23 protein-coding genes and 1 pseudogene are annotated in these 22,437 nt (G+C 61.3%); 18 read left to right on the top strand and 6 right to left on the bottom strand.

Annotation, left to right across the window (positions count from 1 at the left end; all coding sequences use genetic code 11):
* Positions 1-50 precede the first annotated feature (50 nt).
* Genes ftsB through rpoS form a run of 9 tightly spaced genes read left to right on the top strand, consistent with a single transcriptional unit; the run spans position 51 to position 6,628 of the window.
* The gene (ftsB, locus tag I6L37_RS08450; RefSeq protein WP_026458807.1) at positions 51-368 is read left to right on the top strand and encodes a cell division protein FtsB; all 318 of its coding nucleotides are present in this window, start codon (positions 51-53) and stop codon (positions 366-368) included.
* On the top strand, positions 361-1,053 hold the full coding sequence (ispD, locus tag I6L37_RS08455; RefSeq protein WP_216993767.1) for a 2-C-methyl-D-erythritol 4-phosphate cytidylyltransferase: 693 nt from the start codon (positions 361-363) through the stop codon (positions 1,051-1,053). The genes ftsB and ispD overlap by 8 nt, the downstream gene beginning before the upstream one ends.
* Positions 1,054-1,093: 40 nt before the next feature.
* On the top strand, positions 1,094-1,570 hold the full coding sequence (gene ispF / locus I6L37_RS08460) for a 2-C-methyl-D-erythritol 2,4-cyclodiphosphate synthase (RefSeq protein WP_124239531.1): 477 nt from the start codon (positions 1,094-1,096) through the stop codon (positions 1,568-1,570).
* Positions 1,570-2,628, top strand: coding sequence for a tRNA pseudouridine(13) synthase TruD (gene truD, locus I6L37_RS08465; RefSeq protein WP_216993768.1), 1,059 nt, complete (start codon positions 1,570-1,572; stop codon positions 2,626-2,628). Before ispF ends, truD begins: the two co-directional genes overlap by 1 nt.
* The gene (surE, locus tag I6L37_RS08470) at positions 2,609-3,355 is read left to right on the top strand and encodes a 5'/3'-nucleotidase SurE (RefSeq protein WP_042026881.1); all 747 of its coding nucleotides are present in this window, start codon (positions 2,609-2,611) and stop codon (positions 3,353-3,355) included. Before truD ends, surE begins: the two co-directional genes overlap by 20 nt.
* 4 nt (positions 3,356-3,359) lie before the next feature.
* On the top strand, positions 3,360-3,977 hold the full coding sequence (locus I6L37_RS08475; protein ID WP_026456796.1) for a protein-L-isoaspartate(D-aspartate) O-methyltransferase: 618 nt from the start codon (positions 3,360-3,362) through the stop codon (positions 3,975-3,977).
* The gene (locus I6L37_RS08480; RefSeq protein WP_216993769.1) at positions 3,974-4,555 is read left to right on the top strand and encodes a YqaA family protein; all 582 of its coding nucleotides are present in this window, start codon (positions 3,974-3,976) and stop codon (positions 4,553-4,555) included. Before I6L37_RS08475 ends, I6L37_RS08480 begins: the two co-directional genes overlap by 4 nt.
* Before the next feature lie 9 nt (positions 4,556-4,564).
* Complete coding sequence (locus I6L37_RS08485) at positions 4,565-5,599, top strand: LysM peptidoglycan-binding domain-containing protein (RefSeq protein WP_042026880.1); 1,035 nt, start codon at positions 4,565-4,567, stop codon at positions 5,597-5,599.
* A 45-nt stretch (positions 5,600-5,644) separates the two neighbouring features.
* Entirely contained in the window at positions 5,645-6,628 is a 984-nt protein-coding gene (gene rpoS / locus I6L37_RS08490) for an RNA polymerase sigma factor RpoS (protein WP_026456793.1), read from the top strand.
* Between the two features lie 76 nt (positions 6,629-6,704).
* On the opposite strand, the gene I6L37_RS08495 is transcribed toward rpoS, so the two are convergent.
* Positions 6,705-7,742 carry an alkene reductase gene (locus I6L37_RS08495; RefSeq protein ID WP_216993770.1) on the bottom strand — a complete coding sequence of 346 codons (1,038 nt, stop codon included), beginning with the start codon at positions 7,740-7,742 and terminating at the stop codon, positions 6,705-6,707.
* A gap of 201 nt (positions 7,743-7,943) precedes the next feature.
* On the opposite strand from I6L37_RS08495, the gene I6L37_RS08500 reads away from it, so the two are divergent.
* Positions 7,944-8,510, top strand: a complete 567-nt coding sequence (locus I6L37_RS08500) for a TetR/AcrR family transcriptional regulator (protein WP_216993771.1) — start codon at positions 7,944-7,946, stop codon at positions 8,508-8,510.
* A gap of 59 nt (positions 8,511-8,569) precedes the next feature.
* On the opposite strand, the gene I6L37_RS08505 is transcribed toward I6L37_RS08500, so the two are convergent.
* Positions 8,570-9,523: a LysR family transcriptional regulator gene (locus I6L37_RS08505; protein WP_216994139.1), complete on the bottom strand. Its 954-nt coding sequence runs from the start codon at positions 9,521-9,523 to the stop codon at positions 8,570-8,572.
* A gap of 144 nt (positions 9,524-9,667) precedes the next feature.
* Here I6L37_RS08505 and aguA point away from each other — a divergent pair, with 144 nt between their 5' ends.
* From aguA to I6L37_RS08520, 3 genes are all read left to right on the top strand, one after another.
* A complete protein-coding gene (gene aguA, locus I6L37_RS08510; RefSeq protein WP_216993772.1) occupies positions 9,668-10,765 on the top strand; it encodes an agmatine deiminase in 1,098 nt (365 codons plus the stop codon).
* A 170-nt stretch (positions 10,766-10,935) separates the two neighbouring features.
* A complete protein-coding gene (locus I6L37_RS08515) occupies positions 10,936-12,639 on the top strand; it encodes an amidase (protein ID WP_216993773.1) in 1,704 nt (567 codons plus the stop codon).
* A 260-nt stretch (positions 12,640-12,899) separates the two neighbouring features.
* Entirely contained in the window at positions 12,900-13,847 is a 948-nt protein-coding gene (locus I6L37_RS08520; RefSeq protein ID WP_216993774.1) for a transposase, read from the top strand.
* 347 nt (positions 13,848-14,194) lie between these two features.
* Here I6L37_RS08520 and I6L37_RS08525 read toward each other — a convergent pair whose 3' ends face one another.
* The 3 genes from I6L37_RS08525 to I6L37_RS08535 form a co-directional block, all read right to left on the bottom strand.
* Positions 14,195-15,442 (bottom strand): DEAD/DEAH box helicase, encoded by a 1,248-nt coding sequence (locus I6L37_RS08525; RefSeq protein WP_216993775.1) that lies wholly within the window; start codon positions 15,440-15,442, stop codon positions 14,195-14,197.
* Between the two features lie 49 nt (positions 15,443-15,491).
* Positions 15,492-16,997: a GGDEF domain-containing protein gene (locus tag I6L37_RS08530; protein WP_216993776.1), complete on the bottom strand. Its 1,506-nt coding sequence runs from the start codon at positions 16,995-16,997 to the stop codon at positions 15,492-15,494.
* A 141-nt stretch (positions 16,998-17,138) separates the two neighbouring features.
* Entirely contained in the window at positions 17,139-17,603 is a 465-nt protein-coding gene (locus tag I6L37_RS08535) for a hypothetical protein (RefSeq protein ID WP_216993777.1), read from the bottom strand.
* Positions 17,604-17,801: 198 nt separating this feature from the next.
* On the opposite strand from I6L37_RS08535, the gene I6L37_RS08540 reads away from it, so the two are divergent.
* The gene (locus I6L37_RS08540; protein WP_216993778.1) at positions 17,802-18,713 is read left to right on the top strand and encodes an S-adenosyl-l-methionine hydroxide adenosyltransferase family protein; all 912 of its coding nucleotides are present in this window, start codon (positions 17,802-17,804) and stop codon (positions 18,711-18,713) included.
* A gap of 63 nt (positions 18,714-18,776) precedes the next feature.
* Here the strand turns inward: I6L37_RS08540 and I6L37_RS08545 are convergent, their stop codons facing one another.
* Positions 18,777-19,337 (bottom strand): carbonate dehydratase, encoded by a 561-nt coding sequence (locus I6L37_RS08545; RefSeq protein WP_026457421.1) that lies wholly within the window; start codon positions 19,335-19,337, stop codon positions 18,777-18,779.
* Positions 19,338-19,566: 229 nt separating this feature from the next.
* Between I6L37_RS08545 and I6L37_RS08550 the strand changes: the two genes are divergently transcribed.
* The 4 genes and pseudogenes from I6L37_RS08550 to I6L37_RS08565 all read left to right on the top strand — a co-directional run bounded on the left by I6L37_RS08550 (position 19,567) and on the right by I6L37_RS08565 (position 22,130).
* Complete coding sequence (locus I6L37_RS08550) at positions 19,567-20,208, top strand: ribonuclease (RefSeq protein WP_216993779.1); 642 nt, start codon at positions 19,567-19,569, stop codon at positions 20,206-20,208.
* A 117-nt stretch (positions 20,209-20,325) separates the two neighbouring features.
* Positions 20,326-20,733, top strand: a pseudogene (locus I6L37_RS08555) (ribonuclease); the annotation flags it as partial.
* A 66-nt stretch (positions 20,734-20,799) separates the two neighbouring features.
* A complete protein-coding gene (locus I6L37_RS08560; protein WP_216993780.1) occupies positions 20,800-21,087 on the top strand; it encodes a helix-hairpin-helix domain-containing protein in 288 nt (95 codons plus the stop codon).
* A complete protein-coding gene (locus I6L37_RS08565; RefSeq protein WP_216993781.1) occupies positions 21,084-22,130 on the top strand; it encodes a nitronate monooxygenase family protein in 1,047 nt (348 codons plus the stop codon). The genes I6L37_RS08560 and I6L37_RS08565 overlap by 4 nt, the downstream gene beginning before the upstream one ends.
* Positions 22,131-22,437: the final 307 nt, after the last annotated feature.

The following is a 22,437-nucleotide window of genomic DNA, read 5'->3' on the forward strand; positions in this document are numbered from 1 at the left end:
GTCTTGCCACCGAATATGGGACACTAGGCCCCCTGAAGGAGACCTAGAGCATGCGCCTATTCACCCTGATCCTGCTCCTCCTGCTGGGGGGCCTGCAATATGACCTCTGGCTGGGGAAGAACGGGCTGTCCGATTACCAGAACCTGTCGGATGCGATCTCGCAACAAGAGCGGGACAACCAGGCCCTCAAGGATCGTAACGACCTCATTTACCGCGAAATAGATGATCTCACCTCGGGCCTTGAGGCCATCGAGGAGCTGTCGCGCAACGATCTGGGTTATATCAAGCAGGGGGAGACCTTCTACCGGATCATCCCCAAAGAGAAAGACAAAGAGACAGTACCGGACGATGAGCCCTACCATGACTGATGCAAGCCGCGCCTTCGGTCTGACGGCGATCGTGCCGGCCGCCGGGATTGGCAGCCGGATGGGGGCCGACTGCCCGAAGCAGTACCTGCAGCTGGCGGGGCAGACTATTCTGGAACACACCCTGGCGCGCCTGCTCTCACATCCCGCCATCGAGCGGGTGATAGTGGCGCTGGCGCCCCATGACCCCTGGTTCGAGAGCCTGCCCGTCGCCGCCGATCCCCGAATCATCCGGGTCGAAGGAGGCGCCGAACGCGCCTTTTCTGTTCTCAATGCCCTCCAGGTGGCCGAGGGGGAGTGGGTGCTGGTGCACGATGCTGCCCGTCCCTGCCTGACCCACGGGGATCTCGATGCCCTGATTGCCACCGCCATGAACTGCGGTGGGGCCATCCTCGGCAGCCGGGTGCGCGATACCATGAAGCGCTCGGATGCCGCGGGCAACATCATCGCCACCGTCGAGCGTGAACAGCTGTGGCATGCCCTCACCCCGCAGATGTTCCCCACCCGCACCCTCAAGCGGGCGCTGGAAGAGGGGCTGATGCTGGGGGCCACCATTACCGACGAGGCCTCCGCCATGGAGCGGGCCGGCTTCCCGGTGCGCATGGTGGAAGGGCGCGCCGACAATATCAAGGTGACCCGGCCGGAGGATCTCTCCCTGGCCGGGCTGTTTTTAAGCCAGCAGGCATAGCCCGCGAATTCGAACAAATAGGCCCAAACAAGGAGCGCACATGATCCGGATTGGACATGGTTTTGATGTACACAAATTTGGCGGGGAAGGCCCCTGCATGCTGGGCGGGGTCGCGGTGCCGTATGAACAGGGTCTGCTGGCCCACTCCGATGGGGATGTGGTGCTGCATGCGGTGAGCGATGCCCTGCTCGGTGCCATCGGCGCTGGTGACATCGGTCGCCACTTCCCCGATACCGCCGCGCAATTCAAGGGGATCGACAGCCGCATCCTGCTGCGGGATGTCTTTGCCCGGGTGCAGCGGGCGGGTTATGCCATCGGCAACCTGGACGTGACCATCATCGCCCAGGCCCCCAAGATGGCTCCCCACATCGACGCCATGTGCGCCGTGCTGGCCGCCGATCTGCAGTGTGATTTGAACCGGGTGAACGTCAAGGCGACCACCACCGAACAACTGGGATTCACGGGGCGCAAGGAAGGGATCGCCACCGAAGCCGTCGTCTTACTGGTGAAACAATAATGTTGGAACAGCTTAACTATCTGCACGGAACCCCCACCGCCCACGGCATCCTCAAGGCCGAGGCCAGCGATTTCGTGGTGATCGAGGATCTCGGGTTCGAGCCTTGCGGGGAAGGGGAGCACATCTTCGTGCGGGTGCGCAAAACCGGCGAGAACACCGCCTGGGTGGCGGGGCTGCTGGCCGATGCCGCCGGGGTCGCGCACAATGCAGTGACCTGGGCAGGCCTGAAGGATCGCCACGCGGTGACCGAGCAGTGGTTCGGCATCCACCTGCCGGGCAAGGCCGAGCCGGACTTGTCGGTCATCGAGAGCGACAGCATCCAGATTCTGGAGGCCAAACGCCACAACCGCAAACTGCGGGTGGGCTACCTCAAGGGCAACAACTTCACCCTGCGCCTGACCGGTTTGACCCAGGCCGACGGGCTGGAGTCCCGCCTGCAGGCCATTGCCGCCCAAGGGGTGCCGAACTATTACGGCGAGCAGCGTTTTGGCCGGGAAGGCAACAACCTGGAAGCGGCCAAGGCGATGTTTGCCGGCAAGCGGATCAAGGATCGCAACAAGCGCTCCCTCTACCTCTCCGCCGCCCGCAGCATGCTGTTCAACGCCATCGTCAGCGCCCGCATCGAGCAGGGGCTGGCACACCAGCTGCTGGCCGGTGACTGCGTGATGCTGAGGGGCAGCCACTCCATCTTCAGCGAAGAGAGCGTGACCCCCGAGCTGGCAGCGCGCCTCGCCGCCGGTGACGTGCAGCTGACCGCCCCCATGTGGGGTCGCGGCCGGCTAGCGAGCCAGGGAGCAGCAGCCGAATTCGAGCAGGGAGTGCTGGCGCCTTACAGCGACTGGTGCGAGGGGCTGGAGAAGGCCGGGCTGGATCAGGACAGGCGTCCGCTGCTGCTCAAGCCGGAACAGATGAGCTGGCAGCTGGAAGGCGATGCGCTGACCCTGTCGTTCTTCCTGCCGGCGGGCGCCTTTGCCACCAGCGTGGTGCGGGAATTAATGCAGGCCGAAGAGGCCGATCATGGTTTCAGGAAGCAGACCGATGCGAATTCTGGTCAGTAATGACGATGGTGTGCATGCCGAGGGCATTCGTGTCCTCAGCGAGGCGCTGGGCGCCTGTGGTGAGGTCATTGTGGTGGCGCCGGATCGCAACCGCAGTGGCGCCAGCCACTCCCTGACCCTGGAAGTGCCGCTGCGGGTCACCCGCATCGGCGAGACCGGGTTTCATGCGGTGAAGGGGACGCCGACCGACTGCGTGCATCTGGCAGTCAACGAGCTGGTCCGCCCTGAGCCCGACATGGTGGTGGCGGGGATCAACCACGGTGCCAACCTGGGGGATGATGTCATCTACTCGGGGACGGTGGCGGCCGCCACCGAGGGGCGCCACCTGGGGTATCCCTCCATCGCCATCTCCCTGGTGGGCAAGACCCATTTTGCCACGGCGGCCCACTATGCGGCCCTGCTGGTGAAGGGGTTGATGAAGTATCCGTTGCCTGCCGACCAGATCCTCAACGTCAATGTGCCGGATCTGCCCCTCGACCAGATCAAGGGGATCAGGGTGACCCGCCTTGGCAACCGCCACCGGGCGGAGTCGGTGATTTGCACCGAGGATCCCCGCGGCCAGCCCATCTACTGGATTGGTCCTCCCGGCAGCCAGCAGGATGCGGGCGATGGCACCGACTTTGCCGCCATCGAACAGGGTTATGTCTCGATTACTCCCTTGACCATCGACATGACTGCTTACGACAGTCTGGCTGGGCTGGGTGCATGGCTAGATATGCAGGGATGAGGGTGTGATAGTTCAGCGCCTTTTAAATCAACTCATTGCACAGGATATTCGCGATTTTCGCGTGTTGGCGGCGATCGCGAAAGTGCCGCGCCAGCTGTTCGTGGACGAGGCCATGGCGCACAAGGCCTGGGATAATACCGCCCTGCCCATCGGCCACGGCCAGACCATCTCGCAACCTTACATGGTGGCGCGGATGACCGAACTGCTGATGCAGAACAATCCGGCTCACGTGCTGGAGATTGGCACTGGCTCAGGGTACCAGACGGCGATCCTCGCCCATCTGGTGGAGCATGTTTACACGGTCGAGCGGATCAAGTCGCTGCAGTTCCAGGCCAGGCGCCGTCTGCGCCAGCTCGATCTGCACAATGTCTCGGCCAAGCACGGCAACGGCTGGCTGGGTTGGCCCAGCAAAGGGCCGTTTGATGCCATTCTGGTCACCGCCGCGGCGAGCGAGATCCCCGCGGCCCTCACCGACCAGCTGGCCGAAGGGGGGCGTCTGGTGTTGCCGGTGGGCGACAAGCAGCAAACCCTGCAACTGATTGAGCGCGCCGGTTCCCAGCTGACCAGCCGGATCCTGGAACCGGTGCGCTTTGTTCCCTTGATAGATGGAGATGTTGAGTGAAGCTGTTTTCCCGTTTGTACGTGATGGTGATGCAGTGGGCGCGCCACAAATACGCCCCCTGGTATCTCTCTGTCACTGCCTTTATCGAGTCGGTGTTCTGGCCCATCCCGGTGGATGTGATGCTGGCCCCCATGGCGCTGGCCAAGCCGCACAAGGCGTGGCATTTCGCCACTCTGGCGACCCTCTTCTCCGTACTGGGCGCCCTGTTTGGCTATGCCCTGGGTTATGCCCTGTGGGATCCCGTGGTCCAGCCGCTGGTGGCCTCCGTCGGTTACGAAGGCAAGATCGCCATCGCTCGCCAGTGGTTCGAACAGTGGGGTATCTGGGTCATTTTTATTGCCAGTTTCACGCCCATCCCTTACAAGGTATTCACCGTGACCGCCGGACTGTTGCAAATGGCTCTGGTGCCCTTCATCATCACCTCGCTGATCGGGCGTGGTATGCGCTTCTTCCTTGTTGCGGGCCTGATGCGCTGGGGCGGGGAGAAGATGGAACGCAAGCTGATGCACTATGTGGATGTGCTCGGTTGGCTCTGTATCGGTCTGGCCGTCGTGGCCTATATCTGGTTTAGTCGTTAAGGATCCATTATGCGTTCGCGTATTTGGCAAGGAAGCAGTGTGGTCATGCTCTCATGGCTGCTGCTTGCCTGCTCCTCCAGTAAAAATGCGGCTCCGGTGGATGGTGTGGGAGGCGACCCCTTTGTCTCGACCATCCCGGTTCGCCAGGCGGGGACTCCGAACCGCGCGCCCATCACAGGCAGCAGCTATGTGGTAAAGCGGGGAGATACCCTTTACTCCATCGCCTTCAATTCGGGCAATGATGTGCCGTCGCTGGCCAGCCTCAACGGCATCAGTCCTCCCTACAACATCTATCCGGGCCAGCAGTTGCGCCTCGATGCGTCCAGCTCCGGCGCCATGGCCAGCCGCAGCACCAGCACCTATCAGGTACGCCGTGGCGATACCCTGAGCAGCATTGGTCGCCAGTTCGGTACCACGCCCCAGGAGCTGGCCCAGCGCAACAATCTGAGCGCTCCCTATGCGCTGCAACCGGGTCAGGTGCTCACCGTGCAATCAGCCGCCAATACGGCTCCCCAGATGGTTGCGGCCACCAAACCTGTGACCCAGCGTCCGGCAGGGGCGAGTGGTAGTGCTGGTCAGACCACGCCGTTCGTTTCTCAGAAATCCGTTGCCGAGGCTCCACCGAAAGCATACGCTCAGGCAAAAGAACAAAAAACAACCAGCTCCCAGTCACGACTGGCGTGGCACTGGCCCGCCAAAGGCCGGATTGTTGAAGGTTTCTCCGTTGCCGAACAGGGCAACAAGGGGATCGACATCGCCGGCCAGAAGGGGCAACCCGTCTACGCCGCCAGCGGCGGCAAGGTGGTGTATGCCGGTAGTGCACTGAGGGGTTATGGCAAGCTGATCATCCTCAAGCATGATGATGACTATCTTTCCGCCTATGCCCACAACGACGAGTTGAAGGTACGGGAAGGGGATAGCGTCAAGGGAGGAACAGTGATTGCCAACATGGGCAGCACGGACGCGCCGGATGTGCGATTGCATTTCGAGATCCGGTACAGAGGCAAGTCGATCAATCCGATGAGCTATTTGCCAAAGCGTTAATCCCAGAGAGTCTGTCTTACTCTGGTAACGTCAGGGAGACACACCATGAGCCAAGAACAACTGGTAATGCAGGATGCAGAATTAGAGTTTGACGCCGAATCCGAGTCTCAAGAGGTAGAGGAGTTGCAGGAGGTAGCCGCCGAGGCGGAAGAGACTATCTCCGATGAGTTGCTGGCACCGGAACTGAACAAGGTGATGGACGCCACCCAGCTCTATCTGGGGGAGATTGGCTTCTCCCCCCTCCTCACCGCCGAAGAAGAAGTCTATTACGCCCGTCGTGCCTTGCGGGGTGACAAAGCCGCCCGCAAGCGCATGATCGAGTCCAACCTGCGTCTGGTCGTCAAGATTGCCCGTCGCTACAACAACCGCGGCCTGGTGCTGCTGGATCTCATCGAAGAGGGCAACCTCGGTCTCATCCGCGCCGTCGAGAAGTTCGATCCCGAGCGCGGCTTCCGTTTCTCCACCTATGCCACCTGGTGGATCCGCCAGACCATAGAGCGGGCCATCATGAACCAGACCCGCACAATCCGTCTGCCCATCCATGTAGTCAAGGAGCTGAACGTCTACCTGCGCACCGCGCGCGAGCTCTCCCACCGTCTCGACCACGAGCCGACCGCCGAGGACATCGCCCAGGCGCTGGATCGTTCGGTGGATGACGTGAACCGCATGCTCAAGCTCAACGAGAAGATCACCTCGGTGGATACCCCCATCGGCGGCGATCGCGACAAGGCGCTGCTGGATGTGCTCTCCGATGAGCGGGGCATGGGGCCCGAGCTGGAATCCCAGGATGATGACATGCGCGCCAGCATTGTGCACTGGCTGGAGGAGCTGAATCCCAAGCAGCGCGAGGTGCTGGCCCGCCGTTTCGGCCTGCTCGGTTACGAGCCCGCCACCCTGGAAGACGTGGGGGCCGAGATTGGCCTGACCCGCGAGCGGGTGCGCCAGATCCAGGTGGAGGGGCTGCGCCGTCTGCGGGAGATCCTGCTGAGTCAGGGGCTCTCCATCGAGGCGCTGTTTCGCACCAACTAACCGTCGGCAATAGCAATGACATGAGGGGAGCCATGGCTCCCCTCGTTGTTATCTGCACTTTGCAGTGGCTTGCCCGTTACACCAGCTCAGCCAGCATGGTCTCGGCATAGGGCACCAGCGCCTCGCCATTCTTCACCTTGTCGAGATAGTCCGGGTTGGCGATCAGCGGTCGGCCGATGGCCACCAGATCGAAGCGCTCGGCCTTGATGGCTTGAGCTGCCGTCTCGGCGCTGTAGTTGCCAACCCCCACCAGATTGCCCTGATAGTGGCTGCGCAGGTAGTCGGAGGCGCGACCATCCAGATAGTCGAAGGTCAGGCTGTCATCGAAGATCCCGAGGTGGATATAAGCCAGCGTGCGCTGGTTCAGCTCGGCCAGCAGATGGTCGAACACGGCGCGATCTTCCGGGCTGCCCGCCAGGTGAACATAGGCCCCTGGGGAGAGGCGCAGGCCGACCCGCTCACCACCGATGCGCGCGCTGATGGCATCCACCACCTCCAGCGCGAAGCGGCTCATGTTGGCCGGGTTGCCACCGTACTCATCGCTGCGCAGGTTGGAGGAGTGGTGCAGGAACTGGTCGATGAGGTAGCCGTTAGCGCCGTGGATCTCGACCCCGTCGAAGCCCGCCTCGATGGCGTTGGCGGCGGCCTGGGCATAATCCTGCACCAGCTGGGCGATCTCGGCCAGGGTCAGGGCGCGGGGCACCTGATAGGTCAGCTCGCGTATGCGCGGCACTGTGCCTTCATGGGCAACCGCAGAGGGGGCCAGCACCTCGCCGTGGTGAAAGAAGGGGTGGGAGAGGCGACCCACATGCCACAGCTGGGCGAAGATCTTGCCACCCTTGGCGTGCACGGCGCCGGTCACCTTCTTCCAGCCCTCGATCTGGGCCTCGCTGAAAAGACCCGGGGTGTTGGGATAGCCCTGACCGTCCGGGCGAATGATGACGGCTTCCGAGATGATAAGGCCGATATCGGCGCGCCGGGCGTAGTAGGCCGCCATCTGCTCGGTCGGTACCAGGCCGGGGCCCGCCATGCAGCGAGTCAGGGGCGCCATCATGAAGCGATTGGCGAGGGTGATGGTGTCGTTGAGACGATACGGCTGAAACAGGGTGTTCATGATAGATTGTCCTGAGCGAGTTATTCTTGAATGTGCATTCAATTCGTTTTTGCGGACGGGCGCAAGCTTTTTTTTGAATGCTCATTCAACATGGTTGGCCTTGCCCTGCTGCTGGGGTAAACTTGCCGCCCTTTGCCAAGCACTCTTGAATCGGCAGGTGTCAGCGCCCTTGCCGGTGAACCATTTCCCAGGGGAGGATCCATGCGTATTGCCGAGTTTGATCGGGACGAGGTGTTGCGAAACGCCATGGAGGCATTTCGTGCCAAGGGATATGCCAAGACCACCATGCAGGAGCTAGTGGCCGCTACCGGCCTGCACCCGGGCAGCATCTACGGCGCCTTTGGCAACAAACGCGGCTTGCTGCTGGCGGCGGTGGATCATTACGTGGAGGGCAAACGTGCCCAGCGCCGCGCGTTGCTCGACAACCCCAGCCCCCTGGCTGGGCTAGCCGCCTATCTCGAGCGGGTGGTGAGTGAGGCCCTCTGCGGTACCTGCCTGGTGACTCGTACCATGATGGAGCTGAGCGAGCAGGACGAGGAGCTGATCCAGCGAGTGAAGGTCATCTATGGCGAAATGGAACAGGATCTGGCGGCGCAGCTGAAACAGGCCCAGGTTCTCGGTGAGCTGGCGGCCGAGCGGGATATCCCGACCCTGACCGCCTTCTTGCTGATCAATATTCAGGGCCTGGTCACCTTTGCTCAGTGCCGCCCGGATCGCCCCCTGCTCGACGGGGTCGTCACCCAGCTGATAAATGCCCTGCGGGCGTGATGACAGACGCAGCAACAACAATGGCTCCCCAGGGAGCCATTGTTGTTTTTAGGAGGCGGTTATCGCGGGTTCACCAACTCCTTCATCAACTCTTTTAGCCACACCAATGCCGGTTGCTGCGCATGCACGGGGTGCCAGACGCAGTTGAGGTGGTAGTCCGGCACGTCTTGTGGCAGCGGCAGGCTTTTCAGTGGCCAGTGGCTGGCGAGCAGTTCGGCCACCATGCTCGGCAGCACCAGCAGGTGGTCGCTCTGGCTGACGATGGCGGCGGCGGACATATAGCTCTGGCTGTTGACCGAGATGGTGCGACTAAAGCCCAAGCTCTTGAGGTAGCGATCCAGGCTCGCCTCCGAGGTGCCGAGCGGCGAGTGGAATACGTGGGGCATCGCGATCAGCTGCTGCAGGGTGATGCGTTCCTCCCACCTGGAGGGGTCATCCTCTGTTCCTGCGGGGGCCGATTTGGGGATGGACAGATCGGCGCGCACCAGGCCGGCCAGGGGCTCGGTGAGCCAGGTCTCCTTGCCCAGATACCCCGGCACCTGCATGTATTCGTCAAACCCCAGCACCAGGTCTATCTCGCCGCTCGCCAACTCGGCTTCGGGCAAGGTGTCGCGCAGGATGCGGATCTCGATGGTAACCCCGGGCGCCAGCACCTTGAGGCGCTGGATAAGGGGTGGGATCAGCACGCACTCCACGTAGTCCGTGGTGCAGAGCACAAAGCGCCGCTTGGAGTGGCGCGGCTCGAACTCCTCTTCTTCACTGAGCTGTTGCTCCAGCAGCCGCAGCGCCTGCTGTACCCCCAGATGCAGCCGCTGGGCGCGCGGCGTGGGCAGCATGCCCTGCGGGGTGCGCACCAGTAGCGGGTCGCCGAAAAAGGTACGCAGCCGACCGAGGGCGTGGCTCATGGCGGGCTGGCTGATAAACAGGGTTTCGGCGGCGCGGGTGACGCTGCCCTGTGTCATCAGGGCGTCAAAGGCGAGCAGCAGATTGAGGTCGAGCTGGTGCAGTTTCATCAAGATTATTTGCAGTGTTTATGGGACAATCCATCCTATTCATTTGATGGATGGGCGTACAACTTTTTACACTGCGACCCACTCTTATTTTTCCCAGGTTCCCGTGCAAATAGGGGGGCCTCAATCCATGCAAGGAGCCTTGCGATGAGCATCAAGACCATCAACTCCACTCCGGCCGCCGACGGCTTCACCATGCCCGCCGAGTGGGCGCATCAGCAAGCTGTCTGGATGATTTGGCCGTTTCGCCCGGACAACTGGCGCGTCGCCGGCCGCTTCGCCCAGGCCACCTTCGCCAAGGTAGCTGACGCCATCGGGCAAGCTACCCCGGTCTTTATGGGTGTTCCTGCCCAGTTTATGGAGCAGGCGCGCGCCGTCATGCCCGCCCACGTCACTTTGGTCGAGATGAACAGCGATGACTGCTGGGCCCGCGACACCGGCCCCACCATAGTCACCAACGCGGCCGGTGAGTGCCGCGGCGTGGACTGGGGCTTCAATGCCTGGGGCGGCCACAAGGGTGGTCTCTACTATCCGTGGGATCAGGACGAAAAAGTGGCGGCCCGGATGCTGGAACAGCACGGCATGGATCGCTACGACGCGCCGCTCATTCTGGAAGGGGGCTCCATCCACGTCGACGGCGAAGGCACCTGCATGACCACCGCCGAGTGCCTGCTCAACGAAAACCGCAATCCGGATCTCATCAAGGAGCAGATCGAAGCACACCTTCGCGATTATCTCGGCGTCACCAGCTTTATCTGGCTGGACGAGGGCGTCTATATGGACGAAACCGACGGCCATATCGACAACATGTGCTGCTTCGTTCGCCCGGGTGAAGTGGCCCTGCACTGGACCGACGACGAGACCGATCCCCAGTACGCCCGCTCCGTGGCCGCCCTCAAGGTGCTCGAGGCCGCCGTCGACGCCAAGGGTCGCAAGCTCAAAATCTGGAAGCTGCCCCAGCCGGGCCCGCTGTTCTGCACTGAGGAAGAATCCGCCGGTGTCGAGAGCGGTACCGGTGTGCCGCGCGAAGCGGAAGGCCGTCTGGCCGGCTCCTACGTGAACTTCCTTATCACCAACGATCGCATCGTCTACCCGCTGCTGGACGCCACCACAGACGGCGAGGCCCAGCGCATTCTGGAAGAGATTTTCCCGCAGCACACAGTGGTCGGCGTGCCGGCCCGCGAGATCCTGCTGGGCGGTGGCAATATCCACTGTATTACCCAGCAGATCCCCTCCGGCAAATAAGCCACGGGGAAGAGTGATAGACCAAACCCCACGCCGTGGGGTTTTATCTCTCGATAAGTGGGTGGCCGAACATAGCTAAGCAGCGGCTACCCTCGCAAGCAATCACAACGCGGTGTCTGCTCCGCTGCGCGGATATCGCCAAACCGTCACCCTTTTACAGGAGATCCCCAATGATCGAAGTGACTGAAGTTTCCATTGCCGAGCTGCGTGCCGCGCTCGAATCCGGCCGCACCACGGCGGTCGAACTGGTCAAGGCCTACCTGGCCCGCATCGAGGCTTATGATGGCCCCGAGACCGAAACCCGCCTCAACGCTGTCGTGGTGCGCAACCCCGATGCCCTGAAAGAGGCGCAAGCTTCCGATGCGCGCCGCGCCCGTGGCGAGACCCTGGGGCCGCTGGACGGCATCCCCTATACCGCCAAAGACAGCTACCTGGTCAAGGGGCTGACCGCCGCCTCCGGCAGCCCGGCGTTTAAAGATCTGGTGGCCCAGCGTGACGCCTTCACCATAGAGCGGCTGCGCGCCGCCGGTGCCATTTGCCTGGGCAAAACCAATATGCCGCCCATGGCCAACGGCGGCATGCAGCGCGGCGTCTATGGCCGCGCCGAGAGCCCTTACAACGCCGACTACCTGACCGCGCCCTTTGCCTCCGGCTCCTCCAACGGTGCCGGCACCGCCACCGCGGCCAGCTTCGCCGCCTTTGGTCTGGCGGAAGAGACCTGGTCGAGCGGCCGGGGCCCGGCCTCCAACAACGGCCTGTGTGCCTACACCCCGTCCCGCGGTGTCATCTCGGTGCGCGGCAACTGGCCGCTGACCCCGACCATGGACGTGGTGGTGCCCTATGCCCGCACCATGAGCGATCTCTTGGAAGTGCTGGATGTGGTGGTCGCCGACGATGCCGAGACCCGTGGTGATCTCTGGCGCCTGCAGCCCTGGGTCAAGATCCCCAAGGCTTCCGAGGTGCGCCCGGCTTCCTATCTGGATCTGGCCGCCAAGAGCGATGCCCTCAAGGGCAAGCGCCTCGGCGTGCCGCGCATGTTTATCAACAAGGATGAACTGGCGGGCACCAGCGAGCACCCCGGCATCGGCGGCCCGACCGGTCAGCGCATCCATACCCGCGACTCCGTGATTGCCCTCTGGGAAGACGCGCGCAAGGCGCTGGAAGCCGCCGGCGCCGAGGTCATCGAAGTGGACTTCCCGCTGGTCTCCAACTGCGAAGGGGACAGACCGGGTGCGCCCACCGTGTTCAATCGCGGCATCGTCACCCCGGAATTCCTTAACGACGAGCTGTGGGAGCTCTCCGGCTGGGCGTTTGACGACTTCCTGCGTGCCAACGGCGATCCCAAGCTCAATAAACTCGCCGATGTCGACGGGCCCAAGATCTTCCCCCACGATCCCGGCACCCTGCCGAACCGCGAGGGGGATCTCGCCGCCGGCATGGACGAGTACGTCAACATGGCCAAGCGCGGCCTGAAATCTTGGGACGAGATCCCCACAGTGCCGGACGGTCTGCGTGGGCTGGAGCAGACCCGCAAGCTGGATCTGGAGGACTGGATGGACGGGCTCAAGCTCGACGCCGTACTGTTCCCGACCGTGGCCGACGTGGGCCCGGCTGACGCGGACGTGAATCCGGCCTCCGCCGATATCGCCTGGAGCAACGGCATCTGGGTTGCCAACGGCAACCTCGCCATCCGCCACCTCGGCGTGCCGACCGTTACCGTCCCCATGGGCGTGATGGCCGATATCGGCATGCCGGTGGGCCTGACCTTCGCCGGTCGCGCCTATGACGACAACAACCTGCTGCGCGTTGCCTCGGCCTTCGAGTCCACCGGCAGCAAGCGCCAGGTGCCGCCGCGCACGCCGCCGCTGGGGTGATTGGTGTTGTGAGTTAAATCTCTCTGGTTTATCCGAAGATAATGAAAAGACCACCCGTTATGCGGGTGGTCTTTTCATCCACGATTTACCAAAAGCATCTGCTCAGGTAAACGTTACAGAGCATTATTATCAGATATCTAATTGAGAGTTCAAAAAGAAAGATTCTGGAAGAAAGATTCTGAAAGATTCTGGGACACCCACCTTTTTGACAGCCGTGTGAGGCTCTGCTTGGCTTAACCGAAACGCAGAGGGAACTTGCCATGACCATCGCCCGTTCACGTCAAATCAGTCTGCAGGATACGCCCTACTACCACGTGGTGAGCCGCTGCGTGCGGCGGGCTTTCCTGTGTGGGGAAGATGCCTACTCGGGGCAGAGTTACGAGCATCGCCGTCAGTGGGTGGTGGACAGGCTGGGCCAGCTGTCGCGGCTCTTTGCCATCGGCATCTGCGCCTATGCCGTGATGAGCAACCACTATCATCTGGTGCTGAAAGTGGATGCAGAGCAGGCGCAGGGCTGGAGCGAGCGGGAGGTGGCCGAGCGATGGGCCGGGCTGTTCCAGTGGCCGCTGCTGGTGCGACGCTGGTATCAGGGGGATGCCCTGATTGAGCCAGAGCTCACGGTGGTACAAGGGTTGATAGAAAAGTGGCGTGGTCGACTCTACTCCATCAGCTGGTTCATTCGCCTGCTCAACGAGGGGCTGGCTCGCCAAGCCAATCAAGAAGATAGCTGCAAGGGCCACTTCTGGGAGGGGCGCTTCAAGAGCCAAGCCCTGCTGACGGAGTCGGCGCTGCTCGCCTGCATGGCCTATGTGGAGCTCAATCCCATTCGCGCCAAGTTGGCTGAGACACCGGAGGAGAGCGACTACACCAGCATCAGCCAGCGCCTCGGCCGTGCTCAAACCACCGAATTGCCGCCCCTGCTGCTCCCGTTTGCTCAGAAGGGTGAACCCAGGTCACTCCTCTGCCCCTTCACCGACTATTTGGCTTTGGTTGACTGGACCGGCCGTGCCATCCGGGGTGACAAGCGGGGTTATATTCCCGAGGTGCTTTCCCCCATCTTGCAACGGCTGCAACTCGACGGTGAAGACTGGCTCAAGCAGGTGATGCTGTTTAAACGAAGCGGTATCCGGGCCATCGGTCACGGTGTGGCCCGTGAGCGCTACGCCCACCACTGTGGGCAGCGACGATGTCATCAGCCAATTCACTGATTTCACTCCAAATCCACCTGCAACCTGGTATGTCCCATGACACCAGCGTCATTGGCTGGCCGTTATCTGGCTCTTCTGTCGGCACCTTCCATATCTAGCCCTGAAATGGTGACGATTCTGGCTGTATCCTGCTGAAACCACACCACCAGCCGATGAGCCCGGTCTTCACTACAGAGATAGGTAGAAAAGTGGGTGTCCCAAAAAAGGGGGCCGACGAGGTAAAAAGGAGGGGGTTCCCAAATAGTCCCCCAAATAGTCGGAAAAGTGGGTGTCCCGAACAAGAGGCCAAAGTGCCAGTAAAAAAACGCCCGATTGGGCGTTCTTTTTATGGGGGGGCGAGGCGGGGGTTAGCGCCGTCCTTTGCTGCCTTTATTGCCCCCCAGAGCCTGGCGTCTGGCCTTCTGCTTCTGGGCCCCTTTGCTATTGCTGCGCGGGGTGGGGATATCGCGGGTGAGATCCGGCTCAAAGCCCGGGAACCACTGCTGGGGCAATCGGGTGTCGAGCACCGCCTCGACTTTTTCCAGTAGTGGCGTGTCCTCCGGGCTGAACAGCGTGATGGCGAGCCCCTTGTTGCCGGCGCGGCCGGTGCGGCCGATGCGGTGCACGTAGTCCTCGGCCACAAAGGGAAACTCCATGTTAATCACATAGTTGAGATCGCTGATATCGAGCCCGCGCGCCGCCACGTCGGTGGCCACCAGGGCCTGCAGGGTGCCGGCGCGAAACTCGATCAATACCTTCTCCCGTGCGCTTTGCGACAAGTCCCCGTGGAAGGCCAGCGCATTGATGCCCCTCTTGCCAAGCTGCTGGGCCAGCTTGTCGGCCCCCTGGCGGGTGCGGCTGAAGATCAGCGCCGGCGCCCACCCTTTCACCTTGATAAGGTGTTCGATCAGTTCCACCTTGCGATCGCTGTCCACCGCATAGACACGCTGCTCCACCTCGGCTGCCGTGGTGTTGCGCGATGCCACTTCAATCAGTTCGGGGTCGCGCAGCAATACCTTGCTCAAGGCAAACAGGTTGTCATCGCAGGTGGCCGAGAAGAGCAGGGTCTGGCGATCCTTTGGCAGGTATTTGAGCAGCGCCTTGATTTCGTCCATAAAGCCCATGTCGAGCATCCTGTCGGCCTCGTCAAACACCAGGTGGGCCACGGCGTTGAGGCTCACCGCCCCGTGGCGCAGGTGATCGAGCAGACGGCCCGGGGTGGCGATCAGGATATCCACACCCGATTTGAGTGCCTCCACCTGGGCGGCGATGCTGACCCCGCCGTAGACGAGGGTGCTGGTGAGATCTGTGCCCTTGGCATAGCGCGCGACGCTCTCTTGCACCTGCACCGCCAGCTCGCGGGTCGGTACCAGCACCAGGGCGCGCACCGGGCGCATCTCGCCGGCGGGGGCCTTCTGCAACTGTTCAATCAGCGGCAGCACAAAGGCGGCGGTTTTGCCGGTACCGGTCTGGGCGCCGGCCAGCAGATCCCGCCCCGCCAGAATGGCGGGGATCGCCCGAGCCTGAATAGGGGTTGGGGCGGCATAGCCCAGTTCGTTCAGGGTCTGAAGCAGTTGGGGGGAGAGAGCCAGTTCGGCAAAAGAAGCAATAGACATAAGGGCACCAGATAGGGGTTATCGCGGCCGGCGGCCACGATCAAGCCAATTACAATGGCCGCGATGGTAGCAGAGCCGCCTCATCGGCAGAAGCTGGCTGGGCAGAGGGCTCGCGGATCAGGCGGATCTCCTGCCCCTCATACCAGGCGATATTGTGCTTGCCGTGCTGTTTGACGTGATAGAGCAGCTCGTCGGCCAGGTGTACGGCCTCCGAGACCGTCAGATAGTCGCGAATGCGGATGATGCCGGCCGAGAAGGTGATGGGGGTCGGCAAGGCAGGGATCGCCAGTGGCTTGGCCAGCAAGCGGGCCGCCGAGTGGCGCATCATGTCATCATCCCCCATCCCCTTGAACAGCACGATAAACTCTTCGCCTCCCCAGCGGATGGCGGTATCTATCTTGCGGGTATTGTCCTCGAGGTGGCGGGCGAAGGCGGCCAGCGCTTGATCGCCCGCGTTGTGGCCATAGATGTCATTGATTGACTTGAAGTTGTCGATATCCAGCAGCATCAGGTAGTCGTGCTCGTGTAACCGTGCCGGGTTAAGCACATCGCGCCTTGGCAAGCGGGTCAGCTGATCGGTATAGGCCAGGGTACGCACGCGCTGGTAGAGCTGCTTGCCGATGACCATGATCAGCAGCAACAGGATCAGATAGACCTTGAAGGCGGCACTGTGCAGCGTCACCTTGATGAAGTCGAGCCAGGAATATGCCCATTTGAGGTAGAGAATGGTCCCGGCCTTGGTGCGCATAAAGGGCTGGCTCAGGCAGATATGTCTGGCGGGGCAGGGCTTGGCAGCATCAAAGGAGATGGAGGTGCGTGTCGGGTTGAGTTCGTTGAACGGGCGCAACACATCCTCGAAGGCTTTGTCGACGGCGATGTCGATCCCGAGCAACCCATATTTGGTATCGCTTCTCTTTTGCTCCAGCACGAAGGGGAAGAACATCACTATGGTGTTGCGCAGGGTGAAACTGTCAACCTCGATATCCGAGACGAACGCCTCGTCCTTACTGCACAGCTTGTGCTTGGTGATGAACTCGGTGCAGCCAAAATAGTGATGCCAGGGCGCAAACGCCCTCATATTGGAGCCAATGGGCGTCAGTTTGGTCGGCAGCACATCGTCATTGGCCACCATACCGATCAGCCGGTAGTCATTCCAGATGGTATAGATATTGATGACCTCCGGATAGGAGAGGGCATAGCGGAAGGTGTTGAGAATATTGGCGGCCGGATATTGCAGCGGGATATCGGCAAAGCGGGCCTTGCTCTCGATATCGTAGCCATAGAGGTAGTTGGTGCCCTCTTCACTCTTGGGGTTCCCTTGCTCCAGAGCGTGGTGCTGTTCGAGATAGTGGGTGATGTTCTCCACCTTGAGGATCTTGGCCCGCTGGTAGAAAACCTCGAACACGTTGTCTTGCTTGGCCGTGATGAGGTCCATGTCGTGACGGATGTTCAGATAGGTGTAGTAGAACACGCAAGCAAGGCCGGTCAGGATAAGCAGGATCACTCCCAGCAGTGCCGGTTTGGGATGATGAAAGCGAACCTGGTTCCGGATCATGGCCGGGGCTTCTCCTCGGGAATGAGTGTGATGAGTCAAGTACAGCACTGATCGGAAATGAAGTCCGTGTGGCTGGAGTATATGCCACCGGCACCCCGCTAGAATCCACTGTCAATCCTTGCCCCAGGCTGAAGCGATCGGTTATTCGATGAGGATGACGCTGTCGCTGGCCAGATGATGCAGCCACTCCCGGATGATCAGCAGCGTTGCAGCAAAATCGGCATCCCGTGGCAGCTGGCTGGCGGCGAGGGGATCCCCTTCCGCCATGGCGGCCAACTGGCCGAAGAGCAGCTCGATGTGCTCCCGGCTCAGTTGGTGCGCCCCCAGCACTGGCGCCAGTGAAGGCTGGCTGCGTACCGCCAGCGGCACTCCGGGCGGGATCCGGGGGGCGATGCGCATCAGCTCATCCTCCACCACCATGATGGCGCGCTCCAGTTCGAGCGGGGTGGGCGGGGCATGTCTGAAGGGACCGGGCTGGATGGCGCGAATGCCAAAGGTCAGCGAAATTGGGGAAAGGGTGGCGTCCCACAGATCAAGGCGGACCAGGCTGCTCTTTTCACCGATCTCCAGCAGCAGGCTGTCAGTGCGGGGTGTGGATAAGGGCATAGCAACGCCTCCTGCAATGAACAATGTGGGGGGGGTCAGTCGCTTGAGGGTATCGACTGGCCGTTTGATGAGCAATTTTTCTGCGAGCCAGGACTCACTTTACGGCTTTTTCCTTGCAAGCGATCCCGATAGTGACAGTCTGGTTGGCCAAATGGTGTCGCCATTTTCTTCGTGTCCACCAGATTCAGGAGATTCAATATGGACATTCGTACCGCTCCTCGCGCCCTTGCTCTCGCTTTTATGTTGACCAGCGGTGTCGCCGCTGCCAACGAGGCGCTGGTGTTTCAGACCGATTTCGGTCTCAAGGATGGCGCCGTGTCGGCCATGAAGGGGGTGGCCTTCGGGGTGGATCGTACCCTGCCGCTCTATGACCTGACCCACGAGATCCCGGCTTACAACATCTGGGAAGCCTCCTATCGCCTCTATCAGAGCCTGCAATATTGGCCGAAGGGCACCGTCTTCGTCAGTGTGGTGGATCCCGGCGTGGGCACGGATCGCAAGTCGGTCGTGCTCAAGACCAAGAGTGGCCACTATATCGTCTCGCCGGACAACGGCACCCTGACTCTGGTGGCCGAGCACTTCGGCATCGATCAGGTGCGCCAGATCGATGAGAAGCGCAATCGCCTCAAGGGGTCCGAAAAGTCTTACACCTTCCACGGCCGCGATGTTTACGCCTATACCGGGGCCCGGCTTGCCTCCGGCACCATCAGTTACGAGCAGGTGGGGCCCAAACTGCCCGCCGAGGTGGTGACTATCCCCTATCAAGCTGCGGTGGCCGAGAAGGATGGCACCCTCAAGGGCACCATCCCCATTCTGGATGTGCAATATGGCAACGTCTGGACCAATATCGACGATGCCCTGTTGACCAAAGCCGGGATCGGCAAGGGAGACACCGCCTGCATCGCGATTAGCCAGGGGGATGTCGTCAAATATGATGGCAAGGCCCCCTACGTCAGCAGCTTTGGCGATGTGCCGGAAGGGCAGCCGCTGGTCTACCTCAACAGCCTGCTGCAGGTCTCTGTGGCCCTCAACATGGATAGCTTTGCCACCAAATATCAGGTGGAGTCAGGGGCCAACTGGCATATCAGTCTGAAGAAGTGTTCACCATAAGCACGAACCATAAATAGCAACGGGCGCTGCGGCGCCCGTTTTTCATCGCAGGATTGGCCTGCCTCAGAACTCGTTGGAGAGCGCCTTGTAGCCTTTGACCAGATCGATGTTGGTGTGGGCCACGTCTTCCGAGAATTCGGCGGCATCGACCGACACCCGGGGGATGTGGGTCAGATCACTCTGCTGGTTGATGCGGGTGGTGGAGGGGACATAAAACTCCGGCGGCAGATCGCAGCCATCAATGACCGAGTTGTGACGCACCACGGCGCCGTCACCGATATGGCAGTTGAACAGCACGGTATTGAAACCGATGAAGACCCGATTACCCACCTCGCAGGGGCCATGCACGATGGAGCGATGGGCGATGGAGCTGTATTCGCCTATGGTGACGGCAGCGCCGGATTTGGAGTGGATCACCACCCCGTCCTGAATATTGGAGTTGGCGCCGATGATGATGGGCTCCATGTCGCCGCTCTCATCCACCTCGTCGGCACGGATCACCGCATAGGGGCCGACGAACACATTCTCTTTGATGATCACCTTGCCGCAGATGATGGCGGTCTTGTCGATATAGGCAGATTCGTCGATGACCGGCAGGTGGCCGGAGGGATTCTTGCGGATCATGTTACATCCTGTGGTTGCCATGAAGGATTGTCAGCTGGTGGACGGGGAGTCTACCGGTTGGCCAGCTTACGCCTCGATATCGCCTTGGGAAACCCCTCACTGGTCTGACCCTTGTCACGTTCCGGCCCAGGGTGGCTGTTGCCTGCCGCTTTAATATGGGAGCATGGGTCAACAGGGGTGACATTTGGAGCATCCCCAAACGCAAGTGGCTGCGAGGAATAACACCAAAATGAAGAAGATGATTGGGTTGCTGATGGGAGGCCTGCTGTTCTCCGCTGCCGTTCAGGCCAAAGGGGAGGCGGGGGAATTTGACTATTACGCCATGGCGCTCTCCTGGTCGCCGCAGCATTGCGCGATAAAACCGGCCGATCGGGAGCAGTGCTCCCGCCAGCTGGGATTCGTGCTGCACGGGCTTTGGCCGCAATATCAGCGGGGCTACCCGAGCAACTGCACCGGCGAGCAGCTCTATCCCGGGATGGAGGAGGCCTTCCCCGGGCTCTATCCCAGCCGTTTTCTCTATCGCCATGAGTGGGAGAAGCACGGCACCTGCTCCGGTCTGACCCAGCAGCAGTTCCATCAGCTGGCCAGCGACCTGCGCCAGCGGGTGAACATCCCGGCCGCCTATCAGTATCCCGCCGAGCCGCTGCGCAAGAGCCGCTTCCAGCTCAAGGCGGATCTGGCCACGGCCAACGACTGGCTGGCGCCGGACAACATCACGATCGCCTGCGCCGACGGGGGGCGTTTCCTACGGGAGATCTATGTCTGCATCAATAAGGAAGGGACGGAGGCGGTTCCCTGCTCGGACGAGATGCAAACACGAGAACGCCGCTCCTGTGGCCAGCCGGACTTCCTGCTGCGCAGCGTTCGTTGATACCCCCACATCAGGCTCCTCGCGGGCCTGATGTGCACACACCACCTTCGGAAAGGAATCTGAACCATGGGCGAGATGAAACAGTTTTCGGCGCAGGAACGTGCCCTGCTGCTCGGCGTAAATCCCGGGATGGAGGAGGCCTTCCCCGGGCTCTATCCCAGCCGTTTTCTCTATCGCCATGAGTGGGAGAAGCACGGCACCTGCTCCGGTCTGACCCAGCAGCAGTTCCATCAGCTGGCCAGCGACCTGCGCCAGCGGGTGAACATCCCGGCCGCCTATCAGTATCCCGCCGAGCCGCTGCGCAAGAGCCGCTTCCAGCTCAAGGCGGATCTGGCCACGGCCAACGACTGGCTGGCGCCGGACAACATCACGATCGCCTGCGCCGACGGGGGGCGTTTCCTGCGGGAGATCTATGTCTGCATCAATAAGGAAGGGACGGAGGCGGTTCCCTGCTCGGACGAGATGCAAACACGAGAACGCCGCTCCTGTGGCCAGCCGGACTTCCTGCTGCGCAGCGTTCGTTGATACCCCCACATCAGGCTCCTCGCGGGCCTGATGTGCACACACCACCTTCGGAAAGGAATCTGAACCATGGGCGAGATGAAACAGTTTTCGGCGCAGGAACGTGCCCTGCTGCTCGGCGTAAAGGGAGTCGGGCCTACCGTGATTGGCCGACTCGAACAGCTGGGCTATCACAGTTTGAGTGAACTCGCGAAGGCCGATAGTGGCCATATCGTCACGCTGGTGGCCGGCATGCTGGGCTCGACCTGTTGGCAGAACAGCCCGCAAGCTCGCGCGGCCATTGAGGGCGCCATTGTGCTGGCTCGTTGCCAGTGCGCCGACACTCCTCTCCAGACCAACGAGGAGGCCAGCCCATGAACCGGTTTGTCAAATTGGGGCTGCGTTACCCCATCATTCAGGCACCCATGGCGGGTGTGCAGGATCATAGCCTGGTCATCGCCGCCTGCCGTGCCGGCGCGCTGGGCTCATTGCCGGCCGCCATGCTCAATGCCGAACAACTATATAAAGCACTGTCGGCTATCCGCGCCGCAACTGACGCCCCCTTCAATGTCAATTTCTTCTGCCATCGGCAAGCTGACCCTGACTCGCAGCAGATGCTGCGCTGGCAGCAGGCTCTGGCATCTTACTACGCAGAATTGGGCATCCGTGCAGACGAGGCAGTAGCAGCTCCAAGCCGGGCTCCCTTCAATGCCGAACATGCAGCCCTGCTTGCAGAGTTCAAACCGGCGGTCGTCAGTTTTCACTTCGGTCTGCCCGAGCCCGAACTGCTGGCCCGGGTGAAAGCCACGGGGGCGTGCGTACTGGCCAGCGCCACCACAGTGGCCGAGGCGAAGTGGTTGGCCCGCCATGGTACCAATGCCATCATCGCCCAGGGGCAGGAGGCCGGCGGCCACCGTGGCCATTTCCTATCCGACGATCTCGACCTGCAGCAGGGCACCTTCACCCTGTTGCCGCAGATAGTAGAAGCAGTCGATCTGCCGGTGATTGCCGCAGGAGGGATCGTCGATGGTAAAGGCATTCAGGCGGCGCTGGCGCTGGGAGCGAGCGCGGTGCAGATGGGGACGGCATTTTTGTGCAGCCAGGAGGCCACCACCTCGGCGTTGCATCGGGCGGCGCTACATTCTCCCAACAGCCATCATACCGCCCTGACCAATTTGTTCAGCGGCCGTCCGGCCAGAGGCATCGTCAATCGCTTGATGCAAGAACTAGGGCCCCTGTCAGACTTGGCGCCCGATTTCCCCTATGCCGGTGGCGCTCTGGCGCCGCTGCGTGCGGCGGCAGAAAAAGCGGGAGACAGCGGCTTCTCGCCATTGTGGGCTGGGCAGAATGTGTCGGGTTGTCGTGAGCTACCGGCCGGGGAACTGATCGCCCGTTGGGTGCAGGAAGCCGGATTGGCATAAGCCTTCTATCATCGGAGTCCTGCCGATGAGCTGGGTGGACGGGCCTGGAGAGTGCTGCGCTGCTGCATATTTAATCTAAAAGCAGGTTGGTTGTGGATAAGGTTGTATAAAGCCTGTGTGTTGATATGAATAACTAAAAAAGTGCGCTTTTTTGCAATTTTATTGCATTGGGGCCCTTGCCAATGTGATCAATCTCTCTATAATGCGCCTCCATCGACACGGCAAGCGGCAACGCAAACAAGCCGGTCGGTAACCTCGAAAAGTCTGTGAAAATAAGGCTTGACTCGAGAAGGTGGTTGAGTAGAAT

The sequence above is a fragment of the Aeromonas sp. FDAARGOS 1407 genome, assembly GCF_019048725.1.
GTDB classification, from domain to species: domain Bacteria; phylum Pseudomonadota; class Gammaproteobacteria; order Enterobacterales; family Aeromonadaceae; genus Aeromonas; species Aeromonas enteropelogenes.